17 protein-coding genes are annotated in these 15979 nt (G+C 70.3%); all 17 read right to left on the minus strand.

The window, feature by feature from the left end:
• Positions 1–326: 326 nt before the first annotated feature.
• Entirely contained in the window at positions 327–989 is a 663-nt protein-coding gene (locus NEH16_RS32945) for an AfsR/SARP family transcriptional regulator (RefSeq protein ID WP_265546832.1), read from the minus strand.
• 44 nt (positions 990–1033) lie between these two features.
• The gene (locus NEH16_RS32950) at positions 1034–3844 is read right to left on the minus strand and encodes a LysM peptidoglycan-binding domain-containing protein (protein WP_265546834.1); all 2811 of its coding nucleotides are present in this window, start codon (positions 3842–3844) and stop codon (positions 1034–1036) included.
• 8 nt (positions 3845–3852) lie between these two features.
• Entirely contained in the window at positions 3853–4239 is a 387-nt protein-coding gene (locus NEH16_RS32955; RefSeq protein WP_265546836.1) for a pilus assembly protein TadG-related protein, read from the minus strand.
• A gap of 71 nt (positions 4240–4310) precedes the next feature.
• A complete protein-coding gene (locus NEH16_RS32960) occupies positions 4311–4778 on the minus strand; it encodes a TadE/TadG family type IV pilus assembly protein (protein ID WP_308286075.1) in 468 nt (155 codons plus the stop codon).
• Positions 4775–5119 (minus strand): TadE/TadG family type IV pilus assembly protein, encoded by a 345-nt coding sequence (locus tag NEH16_RS32965; protein WP_265546838.1) that lies wholly within the window; start codon positions 5117–5119, stop codon positions 4775–4777. Before NEH16_RS32965 ends, NEH16_RS32960 begins: the two co-directional genes overlap by 4 nt.
• A gap of 135 nt (positions 5120–5254) precedes the next feature.
• A complete protein-coding gene (locus NEH16_RS32970; RefSeq protein ID WP_265546839.1) occupies positions 5255–5443 on the minus strand; it encodes a hypothetical protein in 189 nt (62 codons plus the stop codon).
• Positions 5444–5457: 14 nt separating this feature from the next.
• Positions 5458–6345, minus strand: coding sequence for a type II secretion system F family protein (locus NEH16_RS32975; protein ID WP_265546841.1), 888 nt, complete (start codon positions 6343–6345; stop codon positions 5458–5460).
• A 5-nt stretch (positions 6346–6350) separates the two neighbouring features.
• The gene (locus NEH16_RS32980) at positions 6351–7277 is read right to left on the minus strand and encodes a type II secretion system F family protein (protein WP_265546842.1); all 927 of its coding nucleotides are present in this window, start codon (positions 7275–7277) and stop codon (positions 6351–6353) included.
• Positions 7274–8809 (minus strand): CpaF family protein, encoded by a 1536-nt coding sequence (locus tag NEH16_RS32985; RefSeq protein WP_265546845.1) that lies wholly within the window; start codon positions 8807–8809, stop codon positions 7274–7276. Before NEH16_RS32985 ends, NEH16_RS32980 begins: the two co-directional genes overlap by 4 nt.
• Positions 8802–9674: a hypothetical protein gene (locus NEH16_RS32990; protein ID WP_265546846.1), complete on the minus strand. Its 873-nt coding sequence runs from the start codon at positions 9672–9674 to the stop codon at positions 8802–8804. Before NEH16_RS32990 ends, NEH16_RS32985 begins: the two co-directional genes overlap by 8 nt.
• A gap of 2 nt (positions 9675–9676) precedes the next feature.
• Positions 9677–10387 (minus strand): SAF domain-containing protein, encoded by a 711-nt coding sequence (locus tag NEH16_RS32995; protein WP_265546847.1) that lies wholly within the window; start codon positions 10385–10387, stop codon positions 9677–9679.
• A gap of 23 nt (positions 10388–10410) precedes the next feature.
• Positions 10411–10938: an ATP/GTP-binding protein gene (locus tag NEH16_RS33000; RefSeq protein WP_265546851.1), complete on the minus strand. Its 528-nt coding sequence runs from the start codon at positions 10936–10938 to the stop codon at positions 10411–10413.
• 359 nt (positions 10939–11297) lie between these two features.
• Complete coding sequence (locus NEH16_RS33005; protein WP_265546854.1) at positions 11298–11909, minus strand: hypothetical protein; 612 nt, start codon at positions 11907–11909, stop codon at positions 11298–11300.
• A gap of 297 nt (positions 11910–12206) precedes the next feature.
• Positions 12207–13034 (minus strand): replication-relaxation family protein, encoded by an 828-nt coding sequence (locus tag NEH16_RS33010; RefSeq protein ID WP_265547487.1) that lies wholly within the window; start codon positions 13032–13034, stop codon positions 12207–12209.
• Positions 12922–14124 (minus strand): hypothetical protein, encoded by a 1203-nt coding sequence (locus tag NEH16_RS33015; protein WP_265546856.1) that lies wholly within the window; start codon positions 14122–14124, stop codon positions 12922–12924. The genes NEH16_RS33010 and NEH16_RS33015 overlap by 113 nt, the downstream gene beginning before the upstream one ends.
• Positions 14094–15383 carry a hypothetical protein gene (locus NEH16_RS33020; RefSeq protein ID WP_265546857.1) on the minus strand — a complete coding sequence of 430 codons (1290 nt, stop codon included), beginning with the start codon at positions 15381–15383 and terminating at the stop codon, positions 14094–14096. Before NEH16_RS33020 ends, NEH16_RS33015 begins: the two co-directional genes overlap by 31 nt.
• Complete coding sequence (locus tag NEH16_RS33025) at positions 15380–15868, minus strand: hypothetical protein (RefSeq protein WP_265546858.1); 489 nt, start codon at positions 15866–15868, stop codon at positions 15380–15382. Before NEH16_RS33025 ends, NEH16_RS33020 begins: the two co-directional genes overlap by 4 nt.
• Positions 15869–15979 lie beyond the last annotated feature (111 nt).

Here is a 15979-nt window from a genome sequence, read left to right on the forward strand (position 1 = left end):
CTTGGAATATCCCAGTTGGAAAACTCCCTGACCTGCGATTTTCCAACTGGGTCAGCGTTTGGGTCAGCGGTGGGTCAGCGTTCGGGTCAGCGCTGACCCACCCTCCATCCGAGAAGGCCGCAGCGGCCGGCGGTGGGATGGCCCGGGCTCGGTCGAATGAACGAGCGTGCCTCGTGGGGTGAGCGGCCGGGCGTGGTCGGCGGGTGGAACGCGTTGGAATCGGCGACGCCGCAGGGTTGGCCGGCACAGAACTCGGCCCGGGTTGGAATGCTACGGGGAAGAGGTGCAGTGCCCCGTGCAGGATTCCAATCCGGGCCGTAGCCGGGTCAGCGGTGGGATTCCAACTGCCGTAGCAGCTCTTCGGTGGCCTCTTCCACGCTGGTTCCGAGGTCCAGTACGAGTGCGTCCAGCTCCCGGACTTCGGACGCCAGATCGTCGAACTGTCCGAGCATCGCCAACGCCCGGAATCGGTGCCGCCACAGGCATTCCATCTCCCGCGCCGCGTCCAGACCCCGCGCCACCGCCCACAGCGCACCGCGGGCATCACCCATCTTCAGGCACCGGGCGGCCAGGTCGTCCGCGGCGTCGACGATGGCGGAGACCATGTCCTGGCACAGGGGCTCGGCCCAGGTGTAGCGGCGGGCCGGGATCCCCGCGAACGGCCGGCCGCGGACGAGGGTCAGCGCCTCACGGAGCAGCTGCTGAGCGTCGGCGCCGTCCGTGCGGTGGCTTTCATGGACCAGGCGCTCGAACTCTGCCCAGTCGCAGCGCACACCGTCCAGCCGGTAGAGCTTGTCCGGCTGCTGGTTCATGTGGGGCAGGTAGAAGGTGTCAGCGGGGGCGGCTGGGTTGGTGCCGAGCCACTTGCGAACGTCCCCGATGCGCGAGTTGCGGGTGGCCCGGGTGACGCGCCCGGAAGGAGCGATGACTTCATCGAGCTGGTGGCTGTTGGCACCAGGGTGGAAGGCCAGCCATGCAGTCAGCTCCAAAGCGAGAGTGCGCCGGTTCGACGCAACGGAACCCCTCGCCCCCCTCAGCTCCACCGGCCCGAGCACACAGACCAGCGGGCCCGAATCGCCGTCAGCGTCGATGTAGGCATCGTCGGCTGAGGCCTTGGCGGGGATGTCGGTCCTTTCTTCGACGGACCCGGACGCGCCCGCGTCGATCGGCTGCGGCAGCCGGACGCTGACCTTGGCTGTGGAGACGAGTGCGGGCAGGACTTCGCCAGGCGACGAGGCCGCCGACGGAGCCAAAGGCGCAGCCGACTCCTGATGGACCGATGGGCCTTCGTCGACGGGACGCTCCTCGGGTGCGTCGGGTTCGTCGTCCAGATCGGCCAGCCCGACCAGGAGACCCGGCCCCCGCACGCCCTTCCCGCCCGGGCCGCTGACGCCCGCGGGGTCGGTGCCCGCTTCCGTGTACGCCGGCTCTTCGTTGTAGTACGGCACAGCCGGGGCAACAGGATGAGGTTCCGGGGCCCCAGCGGTGGGCCCGGGTGGTCGGTGGGGGAGTCCGCTGTGAGCCCGAGCTCCAGGACGTCGATGTACTCCTCTTCCGTGACGGTGACCAGCCTGACCCGCACCCCGCTGCCCGGGACGGTCAGCTCACCGGCGTCCGTGTCCACGCACCACACCCCACCCCTGTCCGGGGCCACGGTGCTACTGGTCACAATCGCCATCGCGGACCGCACCGGCGCCTCCAGCACCTGCCACAACCGCCCTTGGCTCTGCTCCCCGTCCGGGCACATGTCGAGATCCGCGAGCACGACCAGCGGCCACAGCTCCTCAACGAGGTCCTCGGATGCCCGCGCCACGGACAACGAACCCTCCTCCCCGAACTCTCCCAGGACCTGCTGCTGCCCGGCCTGGTGCTGCTCCAGCACCCGTACGGCGTCGCCGAGATCGGGGTAGGGGGTGACACGGTTGCCGTCCAGCATGGACAGCCCGGGTGCTGTGTCTTCCCCCGCCACAGCGATCTCGATCTGTTCGGCCAGCGGGGTCAGCGCCAGCGACAGAGCCAACGTCCGCAGAAACGCCAGGCGCCCGGTACCTGTCAGGTGCAGGGCACCGACGTGCTCCAGGTCGATGAGCACGATCGCACCGTCCTCGTCCTCGCCCAGGACGGCCAGAGCCGGGAACGGCGGGTCGACGTCCCGCAGCTCCTCGGCCGGCAGCAGCTCCCGTGTCCCGGCCGGGCACCACCACTGCGCACTCTCATCCGGAGCGGCGGTGAACGGCGCCACCGGCGCCACCGCCTCGGCGAGGTGCAGACGCACGCCTCGCGCGCCGAGCTGCACGGTAGTGATCTCAGGCAGCGGCCGCCCCTCCTGGGCCAGGTTCAGCGCGACAGTACGCAGCGCATCGGCCAACAGTGCCAGTTCCACACCGGCATCCACGCTGCGCATGGCGCGCTCGGTTTCGGCGGTGCGCCCGGAGGGCATCGCGATGCGGTGACCGCGGCGCCGCCGGCGCTGCTGCATCATGCGGCGGTAGGCCAGCGACCCGACCAGCGCCGCCGCCAGGAATCCTGTCGCTCCCAGGCCGATCCTCCCGGCCCGCGTGCCAGCCGCCGACGTCTCCTTCTCTTGCCCACCCGCCGGTGCCGCCGCCGTCGTCGTGGACTCGGTGGGCGTCGGCGCCGACGGTGTCGTGTTGGCTTCCGGAGCAGCCGGCCGCGACGGGCCCGGGTCAGCGGCCGTAGACCCGGTCGGCGCCGCCCGGGTCGGTTCCCGGGTCTGCTCCCCGGCCGCCCCAGCACCGGGTTCACTCTGCTGCGGCTGCTGGGCCCGGGGCGTTGCGCCTTGGGCGTGCTCCTTCTCTGGAGTCGGTGTCGCCTGGTGTTCGTTGGTCTCCGGCGCGTTCTGCTGGCCGGTACGCGAAGTCGTTGACCGGTCCGGGGCGGTCCGGGCGCCGGGCTGGTCGGGCCGGACTGTCCCGGGCAGGGCGAGTTCCTGCCCGGGGTAGATCCGGTCCGGGTCGGTGAAGGTATGCCCGTAGGGCTGCTCGCTGCCCCTGTTCGCCTCGTAAAGCTCGGGCCACCGGTCACCGTCGCCGAGTTCGGTCTCGGCGATCTTCGATAGGTAGTCACCAGGCCGGACCGTGTAGGTGGTCGCTGCTTCTTCGTCCGCGGTGCCCTGCTGGTGCATCGTGCTCGTGGGACGATCCGCCGTTTCGGAGGCGGAGGCTATCGGTACGGGAAGGCGAGCGTCCTGGGGCAGGGTAAGCACGGCGCCCTGGGGGAGGTACTGGTCGCCCGCGATGAGTTCGGGGATGTCGGGGTTGAGGGCAGCGATGTCCCTCCAGCGTGGTCCGCTGCCGAGGTAGGTCTGGGCGAGCTCCCATGGCGATTCGGTGGCGGAGGTGACGGTGTGCTGCAACTTCGCCACGGGCGGCGCCGGTGTGTCGCCGGTGTTGTGGGCGCCCTGCCCGTCGGTGTGGGAGACGGTCGCGGCGACTGCGGGTGCGACCGTGGCTGCAGAGGCGGCGGTCGGGGCGAGGAGCACGATGCCGCCGATCAGGAAGCTCGCGAGGGACTGCATGCCGCCCAGGCCGCGGATGCGGGGAGCGGACCGGCGGCGCAGGACCGCGATGAGTTCTACCAGGACGGAGAAGGCGAAAGCCGCCCAGGCGGCCCAGCCGATGCAGGTCATGACGACCAGGAGCAGCGACCCGTCGTCCTGCTGGGTCAGCAGCTCTGTGCCGCCGGGCAGTTCGGTGGGCTGGTGGCCCACCGTGAGCAGCAGGAAGGGGGCGCCGAGGACCAAGGCGGCCAGGAGGGACAGGCCGAGCAGCGCCCGCAGTACGGTGCCGGCTGCGCGCAGCGGGGCGGGGGAGCGGTTGGCCATGGTGTGGCTCAGCCTCCAGCTTGGGTCTGCAGATGGGCTTTCGCGGTGCCGGTGACGCTGATGGATCCCACGCCGACGAGCTGCGCGAAGTACGTGTCGTAGGTGTCGTGGACGGTGACGGTCAGGCTCTGTCCGTTGTCGGTGATCTGCACGTCGCCTCGAACACCGGCGGCAGCGAGGTAGTCCTGTACGGCGCCGGCGGCGGCATCGGGATCGATCGTGATGGCGGTGCCTTCGATGGCCTGGGCGGGGTCGATTTGCTGTCCGGCGGTGCGGGCGGCTTCCTGGGCCAGCGACGTCACCCGGTTCCCGGCGTTCAGCGCGCCGCCGCCGTCGACGAGCAGCCCCATCACCATCAGGATCGCGAGCGAGGCCAGGGCGAAGAACAGGGACATTGACCCCCGGTCCCGGTGGCGGGCGGACATGGCCGCATGCCACCGCACCAGGAGCCGGCGGGCAGAGAGGTTCACTGGCGTCCCCGGTAGGTGTCGATGGGGCTGGACCACGACGCGGTCAACGTCTTGGCGCCGGGCAGGCCGGGCAGACCGATGTCGGAGAGGCTGGCCGTGCAGGCGACGGTGGCCGTCACGTTCGCCTCGGTGCCCAGATCGAGGGCGTAGCCGCCGGTGTCGACCACCACACTGGAGGTGCTGCACTGGATGCCCTCGCCCTGCAGGCTGCGGTCCGCAGCGGCCTGTGCCTGAGCCTGGGCGCTGCTGGCGTCACGCTCAAGGGACGCGGCCCGGGCCGCCGCCCGGGCCGCGGAGTCCACCGCACCGTCGGCGTCGGTCACCCGCCCGAACGCGATCATGAGCAGAATCAGGGCGATCATCACGGGCGCGAGGATCGCGGTCTCCACCGCGTACGAGCCCCGGTCACCGCCTCGTACCCGGACCGCCAGCCTGAACATGCGGGTGCGGGAGTGGGAGGTCACGGGGTGCTCCAGCGTTCGACAGGACCATCGGCGTGCTGGACCACGTCCAGCGTCAGGCCGGGAACCAGCGTGGCGACGCTGCCCCGCACCGTGATGCGAATCCTCTGCGCGCTGCTGCCGGCCGAGGACACGCTCGCCCCGCGCACGCTGTCACCGAACCGGGCGAGGAACTCCTGCGCCTGGGCGACACCGTCGCCCTCACCGGCGCCGAACTGCCGCCCGGCCTCGACACCCTGACGGGCGGCGGACTGTGCGACTTTGCGTGCGTGGTAGTACAGGCCTACTTGGAGAGCGGTGAAGACCAGCGCGAGAACGACTACGGCCAGGACCGCGAACTCCACGCTCCCGAAACCATGATCGCCCCCGAACCGGCGGCCACGCCGGGCAGCCCGGGCGGTCGGTCGGGCGTCTGGTAGTCGGGGCACTGACAGATCCTCCTCTCGACGTGATGACGGTGCTGAGTGCGGACAAGGTGGTCAGCCGCCGTTGATGATGCCGATCTTCTCCATGAGCTTGGTCCGGATCGCGAGGACCAGCAGACCGGCGCCGACCAGCAGCGCGCCCGCGATCAGGGCGAGTTCGGCGGAGGTCTGCCCGGAGTCCTTGCCGGCCTTCAGCGCCGCGTAGTGGCTGCGAATCCACACGGTCAAGGTCTGGATGTCCATGAGTGCCTTCTCTCTCAGCTTCCGAGGATGGTGACGGTGACGGGGATCATGACGAAGGTGAGCATGAGGATCACGCCGAAGGTGACCGGCAGGATCATCGCCGCGCTCGCCGCGTTGGCCTGCGCCTTCGCGTCCGACAGCAGCGCGATCCGCAGCTGGCGGGCCTGTGCCTGGAGGGTGGTGTAGACGGCCGCGCCGTCACCGGCCAGGGCCAGGGTGTCGGCGGGGCGGGAGAGCTCGGGGATGTCGAGCTCTTCGCCGAGCTGCTTGAGGGCGTCCCAGACGGTGACTCCGGAGAGATCGGCCTCGTGGAAGACCTGACGCATGCGCACGAAGATGAACCCGTCGCCGACTTCCGCGGTCTGCGTCAAAGCCTGGGCGGCCCCGGAGTTCGCGATGCGGGCCAGCGCAACGCGCTCCAGGTAGGAGGCGGCCGCGTGCCGGACGACGAGACGTGCCGCTGCCGCGTCGCGGGCGACTTCCTTGACCGGCCAGAACCAGAACAGGGCGGCCATGACCAGGGAGAACAGCGCCGGGAGAGCGAACGGGAACGGCGTGCCCGCCGCGGCCAGGAGCGCCTGGACCAGCTGCGGCAGCACCAGTCCGTACACCGCGTACAGGAAGCGTTTGCCGAGGTGCGCGGCTGGGCTGATCCGCAGCAGGTTCAAGTCCTTGACGGGCAGCGTGAGATGCCCGCCAAACTCGTCGAGGAGCCGGGTCCCGACGCGTTCGCTCAGCGAGCCTCCAGCCGTGGGTGCGGCCGTCGCCAGGAGCGGGCCCGCAGTCTTGGAGGCGTCCAGCCGGTCAAGGACCGAGGACAGGTCGCGGCGGGCAGGCAACGCCGCCCGCACGGCGAGACCGAGCAGAACACCGGCCGCGGCCGCCGGCACCACAGCCGACATCGGGATCATCGGGCGGCTCCAGAGGTGAGCGGGTCGAGGTGATCGGCTGCGGGCAGCGGCGAGATCAGCCGCGGGTCGGGCTTCGTACGGGCGATACTCCGCAGCCACCGCAGGGTGTAGGCGAACGCTGCGCCGAGGCCGGCGAGGACGAGCTGGCCGAGCGGGGACTGGTACCAGCCGGACCAGGCGTCGTTGAGCATGCAGCCCACGACGACGACGCAGATCACGATCGAGACTAGGCGCGCGCTCTTGCGGACCTTCGCCCGGTCGGCCTCCACGTCGCGGGCATCGGCCGCCTGCTGGTGGATCGTGGCCGCCAGCGCTTCCAGCGCCTCGGACAGACCGGGCCCCTTGTACACGGCGTGCGACTGGCACAGGAGCACGACGTGGTCGCTGACACCGTCGGCCAGCTCGTCCGCGAACAGCGCGAACGCGTCGTGCGCTTCCATCCCGGAGCGCAGCCGCTCGGCCAGGGCCCGCACGTTCCCGGCGATGGGTGCGGGGGCGGCCTTCGCGGATGCCTGGATCGTCTGGGTGAGGCTGATGCCGGCCTGGTGGATTCCGGCAAGGTGGTTGAGCCACTGCCCGAGCGCCTCCAGGCGCTCGATCCGCTGCATTGCCGCCGTACCCGGGTTCAGCAGGTACGGCAGGGCGAGAACGGCGCCGCCGGCGAGCAGCCCGTGCACGGGCCAGCCCGTCCACGCCCACACCACCAGCACCGTGACACCCGCCGTGGTGAGCAGGTACCGCCAGCGCTGCTGCCACGCCAGCGGCAGCTCCGCCTTCGCCCGCTGGAGGCGCCCGCTCATGTGGGAGGCCGGCTGGGCCGGATCCGGGGTCCGGCCCCGGAACTCGCGCACCGCGGCGGACAGGGCGAACAGGGCCAGCACGGTGCAGCAGGCCGCGACGAGCGAGAGCTGTGAGGTGTTCACCGGGCCCCCACGGTCTGAAGCGGTTCCTGCCAGGCGCCGTACGGGTTGTCGGTCAGCCACTGCCGGCGCAGCAGCCCGGTGCGCTCCAGGTCGCCGATGAACGACGGCATGTTCTTGTACACCGCCCGCGGTTCGCCGCCCTGGGGCGCGAAAAGCTCGGTGGTGACGGGCCTTCCGCCTTCGCCGACGACGTCGTGGACCTCGTGGATGCTGCTGACGAACCGGTGCTTCTTCCCGCCGATCGCGGTCTCGTCCAGGTAGGTCAGATAGACAACCACGTCGATCGAGGACGCGATGAGGTGGTGGGCGGCCTCGGTCTGCATGCCGGACTCGGTGCACAGCTGGACCAGGCGGCTGATGATCGCGTGCGGACGGCGGACGTGGAGCGTGCACATCGAGCCGGACCCACCGGAGGACATGGCGTTCAGCATCGGCACGATCTCCGTGGAGCGGACCTCGCCGACGATGACCCGGGTGGCGTTGTAGCGCAGCGCGGTGCTGAACATGTCGGCGATGCTGACTTCACCGGCCCGGTCGCCTGCGCGGACCTCGCCGTTGGACTGCCTGGCCTCGAACGCGAAGGTGACCGGGCCCGGCTTCGGGCCGGGCTCGTCCAGGTAGAGCTCGCGGTCCGATTCCAGAGTGACGAGCCGCTCGGCGGGTGGGATCTCGCGGCCCAGCGCACGCAGCAGCGACGTCTTGCCCGCCCCCATGTCGCCGACGACCAAGATGTTCATCCGGGCGTGGACGCACGCGGTCAGGAACCGCTCCAGCACCGGGTTGATCGAGCCCCACCTGACGAGCTCGGCGATGCCGTGCTGGCGGATGCGATGGCGGCGGATGACCACGGACGGCCGGGAGGTGAGGAGCGAGGCGGTGACGCGGGAGCCGTCAGGCATCCGGAACCCGACCATGGGCGTGGCCTGCGTCAGGGCCCGCTCGCCGTGCCCGGACAGCCGCGCCATCCGGTTGACCCAGGTGATCAGCTCGTCGTGGCTGTCGGCGACCTTCTCGATCGTGCGCCGGGGCCGGTCGTGGTACTCGACATGGGCGCGCAGCCCGTCGACCATCACGTCCTCGACCCCCGGCTCGTCGAGCAGAGACTGCAGCCGGCCGCCGCGGAACATCGAGTCAAAGACCGCCGTGCCGATCGCCCGTTCCTGCTCGGCGGTCAGCGGGACGTTGCCGTGGGCGTGCTTGGTCGCCCACTCCGCGACCTTGCTGGTCACCAGCGTCCGGGCCAGCGCACGCCGGTCGGCCTCCTCCAAGTGCTTGTCGGGGTCCTCCGCGCTGAGCGCCTTCGACACCTCACCCTGGAGCGCCTCGATCACCTCCCACCCCACCGGCAGCTCACCGGGAAGCCCGGCCAAACGCGGCACCGCGCCCGGGTCGGCCGCGACCGCCTTGGCTGGGGCCTGCGCGGGAGGAGCGGGGGAGGGGGCGGCGTGCTGGCCGAGGTGCCCGGAGAGCAGCGAAGCGAGCTGTTGCGGGTTCAGGGCCGCGGGCCCGGGTCGCTGATGCGTGTCAGCCACGGTTGCCCCCTCGTTGCCCGGCCAGGTGCTGGAGCACGCCGGCCAGTTGCGGGTTGCACCGGCGGGCCGGGTACTCCTGCTGGATCCGGCGGCGCGAGACCGCCGCCTCGATCTGTTCGGTCGCCGTACGGGCGTGACGCAGCAAAGGGCTGCGGGCATGCCCGCGCGGCGGCCGGCCCCCGGATGCGAAGTACTCGGCCGTGACCTGGTCCCACGGCAAGGTCGCCAGCACCGGCGTCTTCAACGCGTCACCGACCTGGTGCGCCCGGTAGGGGCCGTCCTCGATGAGGAGCAGACCGAGCGTGTCGGGACCTGATCCGCGTTCCTGTAGCTCGGTGCGCAGGGGATCGATCATGTGGCGGGCCAGCGCGAGGGACGCCTCGGAGCTGCGGATCACGAGGAGGACCTGGTCGGCCTGATGGATCAGGGGGGCGGGTGTCAGCGTCTCGTTCAGGTGCCCGGTGTCCAGCGCGAGCCGCCCGGCGTCGATCACCACATCGTGTCCGGCCTGCGTGGACAGGATGTGCAGTACTTCGGACAGCCGCGGCCACGTCAGCCCGAGCGCGGATGCCTGGGCCGGGTCGGTGAGGCCCGGCAGCAGCTTGCGGTGTCCGGCCTCGTCCAGCGGCCACAGGTGATTGACGAACGCGTTCGACAAGGCTTCGGGGCCGCTGCGCTGGGCGGCGGCGAGGTGGAAGAGCCCGAACCCCGCGGCGGCCTCCCCGTTGAGGAACCCTGCTCGAAGGGTGCCGCCGGCCGGGTCGCACTCGGCGAGCAGCGAGGGCCGCCTCGATGCCAGGGTCAGGGCGAGCGCGGAGGTGGTGACGCCGCAGGACTTCGCGGATACAAGTGCGGTCACGGCCATGGTCAGTTGCTCCGCGGTTCGCGGACCAGGGCGATCCGTCCGGTCGAGGCACGGGTGGCCAGCAGCGGGCCGTCGCTGGTGGCCACGGCCAGGTTGACCACGATGGTGCCCGAGGCGTCCGGGCGGGACACGGAGACCACGACCCCCTTGATCGAGGTCGGTGGCGCCTCGACATCCTTCGGATCGGCCTGCTCACCCGGGGCCGGGGTGGTGACGGCCAGCACCTTGTCGCCGGGGGCCAGTGCTCCTGCCGGGGCCTGGCCCCGTTTGACCTGCACACCGACCTGCTGCTTGTCGTCACCCAACCCGGTACCGGCGGCCAGTTGAGAGGCGGTCAGCAGCCCGCCCTTGCGCAGCTCGACGGCGGGACGCTTCCCGATCACGGAAGCCCGGTCGGAAGCAGGCACCGGCGAGAGGCGTGCGTCGGCCGATACCTCGGCCACCGTCAGGTCGTCCTGGGTGAGTGCCTGACCGGCAGGAACGTCGCGGGCGATAGCGAGCACCTGGGTCCGGTCGGACGCAGAGGTGACCGCCGCTGCTGCCCCCAGCCCGCACAGGACGGCGAGCACGATGCACAGGGCGGTCACCGACCAGCGCCGCTCACGCTTGACCGGTGCGGTGGTAGTGATGGGCACGTCGGGGCGGGTCGGCGCGCCGGTTCGGGGTGCGGGGGGCACGGCGACGGGGGACTCCATGCGGGTGTTGCCTCTCATATCGGATCAGTGCACTAAGGCTGCTAGTTGAGGACCTGGACCTCGGCGACGGTGACGTCCACCGCGCTGTCACGGACTTCGGTGAGCTGGCCGCTCTGGCCGCCGCCCTCCCAGTCGATCGTCCAGGTCGACGTCGCGGTGACGTGGTACTTCCCGGAGCCCTGGGTGGAAGAGGGCAAGGCGTAGCGGTGCCCGCAGTCGGGGGACGGCTTCTTGCCGTACTCCGCCCGGTACGGGGTCCCCGCGGTCGTGCAGGTGACCGTCGTGCCGTCACCCATCGCCCAGACGATCTTGCTGACCCTCGCGGTAGCCGACACGGTCACCGCCCCCGCCGTCGCGGACGCGGTATTCGGCCCGTACGTCTCGGGCCCCTTGGCCGTCCACATATAGACCGGCATGCCCACGACGCCCTTGCCGCCAGGCTTCGGCGTGATCCCGATCGCCGGGGCCTTGAGCAGCATCTTGTCCACGGCAACCTGGGCGAGCACGACCGGCGCGACCGTGGGTTCGGGCGGACCGTCGGGACCGCCGTAGAGCGCCTCGGGCATCATGGCCAATCCTCCCCCGTCCATGAAGGCCGGGCAGTTTCGCACGTACACGGCTCCACCCTCGGAAGGGTCATGGCCTTCCCACAGCTCACTTGAGGCCGGCGGCTGCGGGTCAAGCTTCTTTGCCGACGTGCATGTGGGCTTGGTGTCCCCGCCCGAATTCTTGGGTCCCGTCGTCGTACTGTGTGTGGTCCCGGTCTTCGTAGATCCTGGGCCGCGGGTGCCCGTCTTCCCTTGTTCCTTCGCGGTGACGCATACGTAGCGTCCGCAGCCTTCCACACCCTCGTCCGGGCTCTCCTGCGCATGGGCGGGGGCAGCGACCGCCAGGGCCACCACGGACAGGGCGAGGGTCAGACACCGGCTCAGCACGGCTTGCCCTGGGGCTCGTCCTTGATGACCCGCCAGCCTTCGGGCCACCGTTCGACGGTTGAGACGACGAGGTACTTAGTCAGCCTCTCCGACGGCAGCGGGACGGCCTTGTTCGTTGTGGCCTTGACGACCTTCCAGCGCGTGATGTCGAGGCAGCTTGAGATCACGGCATTCGGAATCTTTCGGTCGACGTCGATCGTCGTCACGGTGGGTCTCCCGACGACGACCGTGCCGGTGATGAGGTTGCCCTTGTCGTGCATCCCCTTTGCGTCCGTCTTGGCCCCTTCCAGGGCGGGACCTGCCGCGAACTTCGTCAGCCCGGCAAAGTTGTTGTGGCTGTCGGCGTAGAGGTGCTGCATTTCCTCCCAGTACCGCTTGTACGTCGCGATGGCCTCGACTTTGGCAGCCTCGGCGGGGTCGGCCGGCTTGGCCGACGGCTTCTTGGCCGTAGCCGTTGCCGAGGGGGCAGCCTTCGGGTCCGAGGACTTGTCGGAACTGCATCCGGAAGCGGCCACCATCGTGCAGGCCACGGCAACCAGAGTGCCCATGTAGGCATGGTTCCGCTTGCGAACTTTCGCTCCTGCTGGTCGTGCCTGCTGAGCCATCGAGCCTCCTTGTGCATATGCCACAATGCCCCCCGAACTGCGCGATCCGCCCACAAGAGGTGGCGTTGGCCTTCTCGCGCCCTTGAAACAAACCCTTCGGTCGGCTGTCAGGTTACGCAAAGTCGCGTCATAACCCCAAAGAGTTCGAGGAGTTGAGATCGCCCCGCACGCCGTGAAACGGCACATTCCGTGATGGAACTCCGTGCATTGTTCCGGGATTTGATGAATCCGAGACCTTGTGACGCCCCGTCGGAAGGCATAGCGGTTCATCGGGAAATCCTCCAGCGCATCGTGTCGTCACGTGGTCTGAAACGGGGTGAGCAGTACGTTCGTCAACTCCGGCGGGCCGAGGAGCGGCGTGACGACCGGCGCGAACGGGCCCTTTTCCTTGAGGAGTTCGGCGGTCGTGACCCCTGCACGCAGCAGCCCGCCCTGGGAGAGCCGCGGGTCGACCGCCGCGAGAGCGCGCAGGTCCGTCGTCCGGCGCGCGAGCGCCGCCGGCCCGGCGCCGGACAGGATGATCAGCAACCTGGGGAAGACTGGGTACCGGTCGCGCCACGCCTCCCGGGCACCCCGGGCCTGCCGGCGCCTGCCCGCCAGCGGCGTGTACGTCGCGTATCGGGCGTACGTGCTGAGCTTCTGGCCGAGGCGGGCGACCTGCATCGTGGCCCGGTCGACTTCGAGGAAGAACGTCAGCATCTGCCGGCGCCCCTCCTGCGTGGTGTGGGTGTAGCGCAGGACCGCGTCCGGGATGAGGAACGCGTCGTCGCCCATGCGGTTGTCACCCTCACGGACGCGGTGCGCGAGCTCCGGCTCCCAGTCCAGGGCGCCGCATTCATCACCCAGATGCTCGGCCCATTTCGTGAACGTGATTCCCGTATCGACGACAGCGAGGGTGTGCTCCTGGAGCTGGGAAGCGGCCGCCCTGGTGCTCATCCGGTACGAGCGCGTGGTCACAGCGCTACTGGCCTCGACGACCTCACAGCCCGCAGGCGTGACGTGCCAGAGCAGCTCACAGCGCCCCAGTCGGCTGGCGCGCCGGTCGACGGACTCGACGAGTCCCGTGGTGCGGAGGTGCCGTAGCTGGCGCAGCAGGTACTCCGGGCGCTTCGTGTGCGGTGTCAGGAGGCGGTGAAGCTGGCTGGTGGACATCAGCCGGTGCTGGTACAGGAGAGGCAGCAGCCGCTGACTGAACCGGGAGACGCTCCCCGTGGGTGCTTCGGCAAGGGGGTGGGGCATCAGGCGACCTCGCTCTGCTCGATGGTGGGGTCTTCTGCGTGGATGTGAGGTTCTTGAGGTGGGTCAGGATCGTGTCGTCGAGACCCGTTAGCTGGTCCTCGTCCCCGTCGAGAAGGCGCAGGACCTCTCCGACGGGGCGCCGTTTGAGGTTGCGGTCTATTGCCTCGTCGAGCGTGGGCATGAGGTCGGGGCGGTGGTAGTCGGCCAGGGCCTGGTGGACCGCGACGCCCCGGACCCGGAAAGGTGTGGTGCGTTCGCCGTCGAGCATGGTCGAGGCCACGTACTGGTACTTCGCCAGCTGCTCCAGCACCTCGGGCGCGATCCCGCCCAGGCGCTTGGCGACGAACGCGGCCTCGTTGTGGTCCGCGCCGGTAGCGGTCAGCAGGGACTGGTTCTGCATCAGGGCCTGGCGGGTCTCTTCCGACAGGCGCATCACCATCTGTGTGAGCCCCATCAGCCGCACCTCGTACTTGCGCAGCTGCTCCAGGATCGCGGCGACGTAGCCGCGGGAGGCGCCGTCGATCGCGGTCAGCTCGTCCGCGAACGCGAACATCGTCGCCAGGTCCTCCTGCGGCACCCCCTCACGCGACAGACCGGCCAGGAAAAGATCGAACAGCAGCAGGCTCGTGATGATCTGGTCCGCGCTCCCTGAGCCGGAGCAGCGGAGCATCACGATCTTGTTCTCGTCCATCGCGGCCCGCACGTCGTACGTCGACCGCGGCTGCCCCAGGAACGCCCGCAGCGAGTCCGACGTCTCCAGCTGCTCCAGCATCTGCGTCACGACGGGGACCGCCCCCGCCTCGTACTGCGGGAACGTCAGCTGCCAGAACCGGGAAAGACGCTTCGGCAGCTGCTTGAGGACGTGTGTCCGCCACTCCTCGTCGGTCAGCAGCCGGGTGATCGAGAAAAGGGTGGGCTGAAGGTCGGGCCGCCCCTGCGCGCACATCAGGAGCGCGAGGTGGGCCAGGACCTGCACGGCGTGGGACAGGATCGCTCGCGCACGCGGCGCCCGATCCCCCACCCCTGCGCCGAGGCGAGCCCGCCCACGACCGCGCCGACGACCTCCTGGACCTGGTGGACATCCCGGCCTTCCATCGACAGCGGGTTCCACGCGCCGATCCGGGCCGTGGGGTCCTTGACGCTCACGTCGATCAGCAGCACCCGGCCTGTCAGTGTGGGATGGGTCAGGTAGGGGAGTGCGCGCTGGACCGCCGCACCGTGCGGGTCCAGGAACCACACCCCGAACCCCGCATAGGCAAGCGTCAGCGCCTGGAGCAGCGCGAGCTCCGACTTCCCGAAACCCGATCGCCCCAGCCCCGCCCCGAACAGCACATCCTCCTGTGGCACCGCCCCCAGCCGCTCCCGCCCGTCCGGCCCGGTCACCAGTCCCAGCGGCACCACCCCGGGCTGACCGGTCCACTCCGGCAGCCGCGACGGAGCCGCCGGCACCACACCCCCGGTACGCACCACGTTCGACGCCGCGCAGTGCACCGACGGCGGCTTCAGGAGCGCGGCGATCTCCCGCCCCGTCACCCACTGGCGCCGCGACGGCGCGAACTCTCCGGTCTCGAACCGGCGGTCGAAGCTGCGACGCAGCCACCACACATCGCTGTACGGATGCCACGCACCGAACCGCGGCCCGCGCGGACGCCACCAGTTCTCACCCGACCACGCATCCATCACCGCCAAGGCCCGCTGCAAAAGCCCCTGCGCCTGCCCCGGATGAGGGGCAACGGCCCGCAGCAGGACCTGTGCCGCGAAGACTGTGGCGTCGGCTGTCGGCAGGAACTTTCCCACTCCGGCGGCCAGGTCCGAGGCACGCGGCGCCCGGCCGGTGCCCTGCCCGCGTTCCCGACCGCCGGCGTTCAGACCGCCGGCCACGTTCGACCACCACCGCCCGCCCGGCCCCGCACCGTCCGCACCGGACAGCTGCTCACCGAACGCCGACGGCCCGCGCTGCTGCGCACGCCGCAGCAGCCGCCGTCTCCACCTCGCCACGCGCGGCCCCGACACCGGCACCAGGTCGACAACGAGCTGGACCTCCTCACCCAGCTCGGCATCGGCATGGGCACAGGCGGAGGCCATCAATTGCAGCGGATCCGGGTTCAGAGCGGCTGCTGTCAGCTGGCGGTGATCGGGCCGGGCGAGCACCAACTCCGCCCGGGCCACGTAGAGCCAGCCCTCGTCGTCGGCGCCTTCGCCGGCAGACGGCGTCTTCTCCAGGTCGATGCTCATGCGCCCGTCCTTTCGGCAGTGCTCTCCCTCAGGAGAGGGGGAGCGCCGTCGAACCGGATCCGGGGCACGTCGTGACTCGCGTACGGATCGACGACATCGACGTCAGCGAAATCCTGGAGCTGAAGCAGCGCCGACGCTTGGGACGGGCCCTCCAGCCGATATGAGAGCTGGCTCTGCGTACTGGAGAGACGCAGCCGCACGGCCATACCTCGCCGCGGCGCCCAACCGACAACCGCCGGCACCCTCGCGAGCCGCGCGGCATGCCGGTCGATCTCTTCGGGCGACGGATCGAACCCGGCAGCCGGCACCAGGGCCACCACCGTCCTGTCCGACAGCATGATCCGTGCCCGCCGAAGCCACCACCACCGCACCGCCCTCCAGACGCACACGGCGCCCACGCACCCGGCCAGCACCCACCACCGGCTGCCCCGCACCGCCCCCACCAGCCAGTCCGGACCGGCGGCAACATCAGGCACCCCAGCCATGCGCACCTCCCAAACGACGGCGCTCTGCCGTTCGCACCCACCACAAGGACGCCGTCGGGTCGAAACGTGACAGCGAATCGCGAAGAAGTTTCGTCAGCTCGCAAGCCGGGA

Origin of the sequence: Streptomyces drozdowiczii (assembly GCF_026167665.1) — a bacterium.
Classification (GTDB): domain Bacteria; phylum Actinomycetota; class Actinomycetes; order Streptomycetales; family Streptomycetaceae; genus Streptomyces; species Streptomyces drozdowiczii_A.

Excerpts from the sequence above, each read along its gene's own strand:
- NEH16_RS32995 (WP_265546847.1), bottom strand. The coding sequence starts at position 10,387 with ATGAGAGGCAACACCCGCATGGAGTCCCCCGTCGCCGTGCCCCCCGCA.
- NEH16_RS32970 (WP_265546839.1), bottom strand. The coding sequence starts at position 5,443 with ATGGACATCCAGACCTTGACCGTGTGGATTCGCAGCCACTACGCGGCG.
- NEH16_RS33005 (WP_265546854.1), bottom strand. The coding sequence starts at position 11,909 with ATGGCTCAGCAGGCACGACCAGCAGGAGCGAAAGTTCGCAAGCGGAAC.
- NEH16_RS33000 (WP_265546851.1), bottom strand. The coding sequence starts at position 10,938 with ATGATGCCCGAGGCGCTCTACGGCGGTCCCGACGGTCCGCCCGAACCC.
- NEH16_RS32990 (WP_265546846.1), bottom strand. The coding sequence starts at position 9,674 with ATGGCCGTGACCGCACTTGTATCCGCGAAGTCCTGCGGCGTCACCACC.
- NEH16_RS32950 (WP_265546834.1), bottom strand. The coding sequence starts at position 3,844 with ATGGCCAACCGCTCCCCCGCCCCGCTGCGCGCAGCCGGCACCGTACTG.
- NEH16_RS33020 (WP_265546857.1), bottom strand. The coding sequence starts at position 15,383 with ATGAGCATCGACCTGGAGAAGACGCCGTCTGCCGGCGAAGGCGCCGAC.
- NEH16_RS32975 (WP_265546841.1), bottom strand. The coding sequence starts at position 6,345 with ATGTCGGCTGTGGTGCCGGCGGCCGCGGCCGGTGTTCTGCTCGGTCTC.
- NEH16_RS32955 (WP_265546836.1), bottom strand. The coding sequence starts at position 4,239 with ATGTCCCTGTTCTTCGCCCTGGCCTCGCTCGCGATCCTGATGGTGATG.
- NEH16_RS33025 (WP_265546858.1), bottom strand. The coding sequence starts at position 15,868 with ATGGCTGGGGTGCCTGATGTTGCCGCCGGTCCGGACTGGCTGGTGGGG.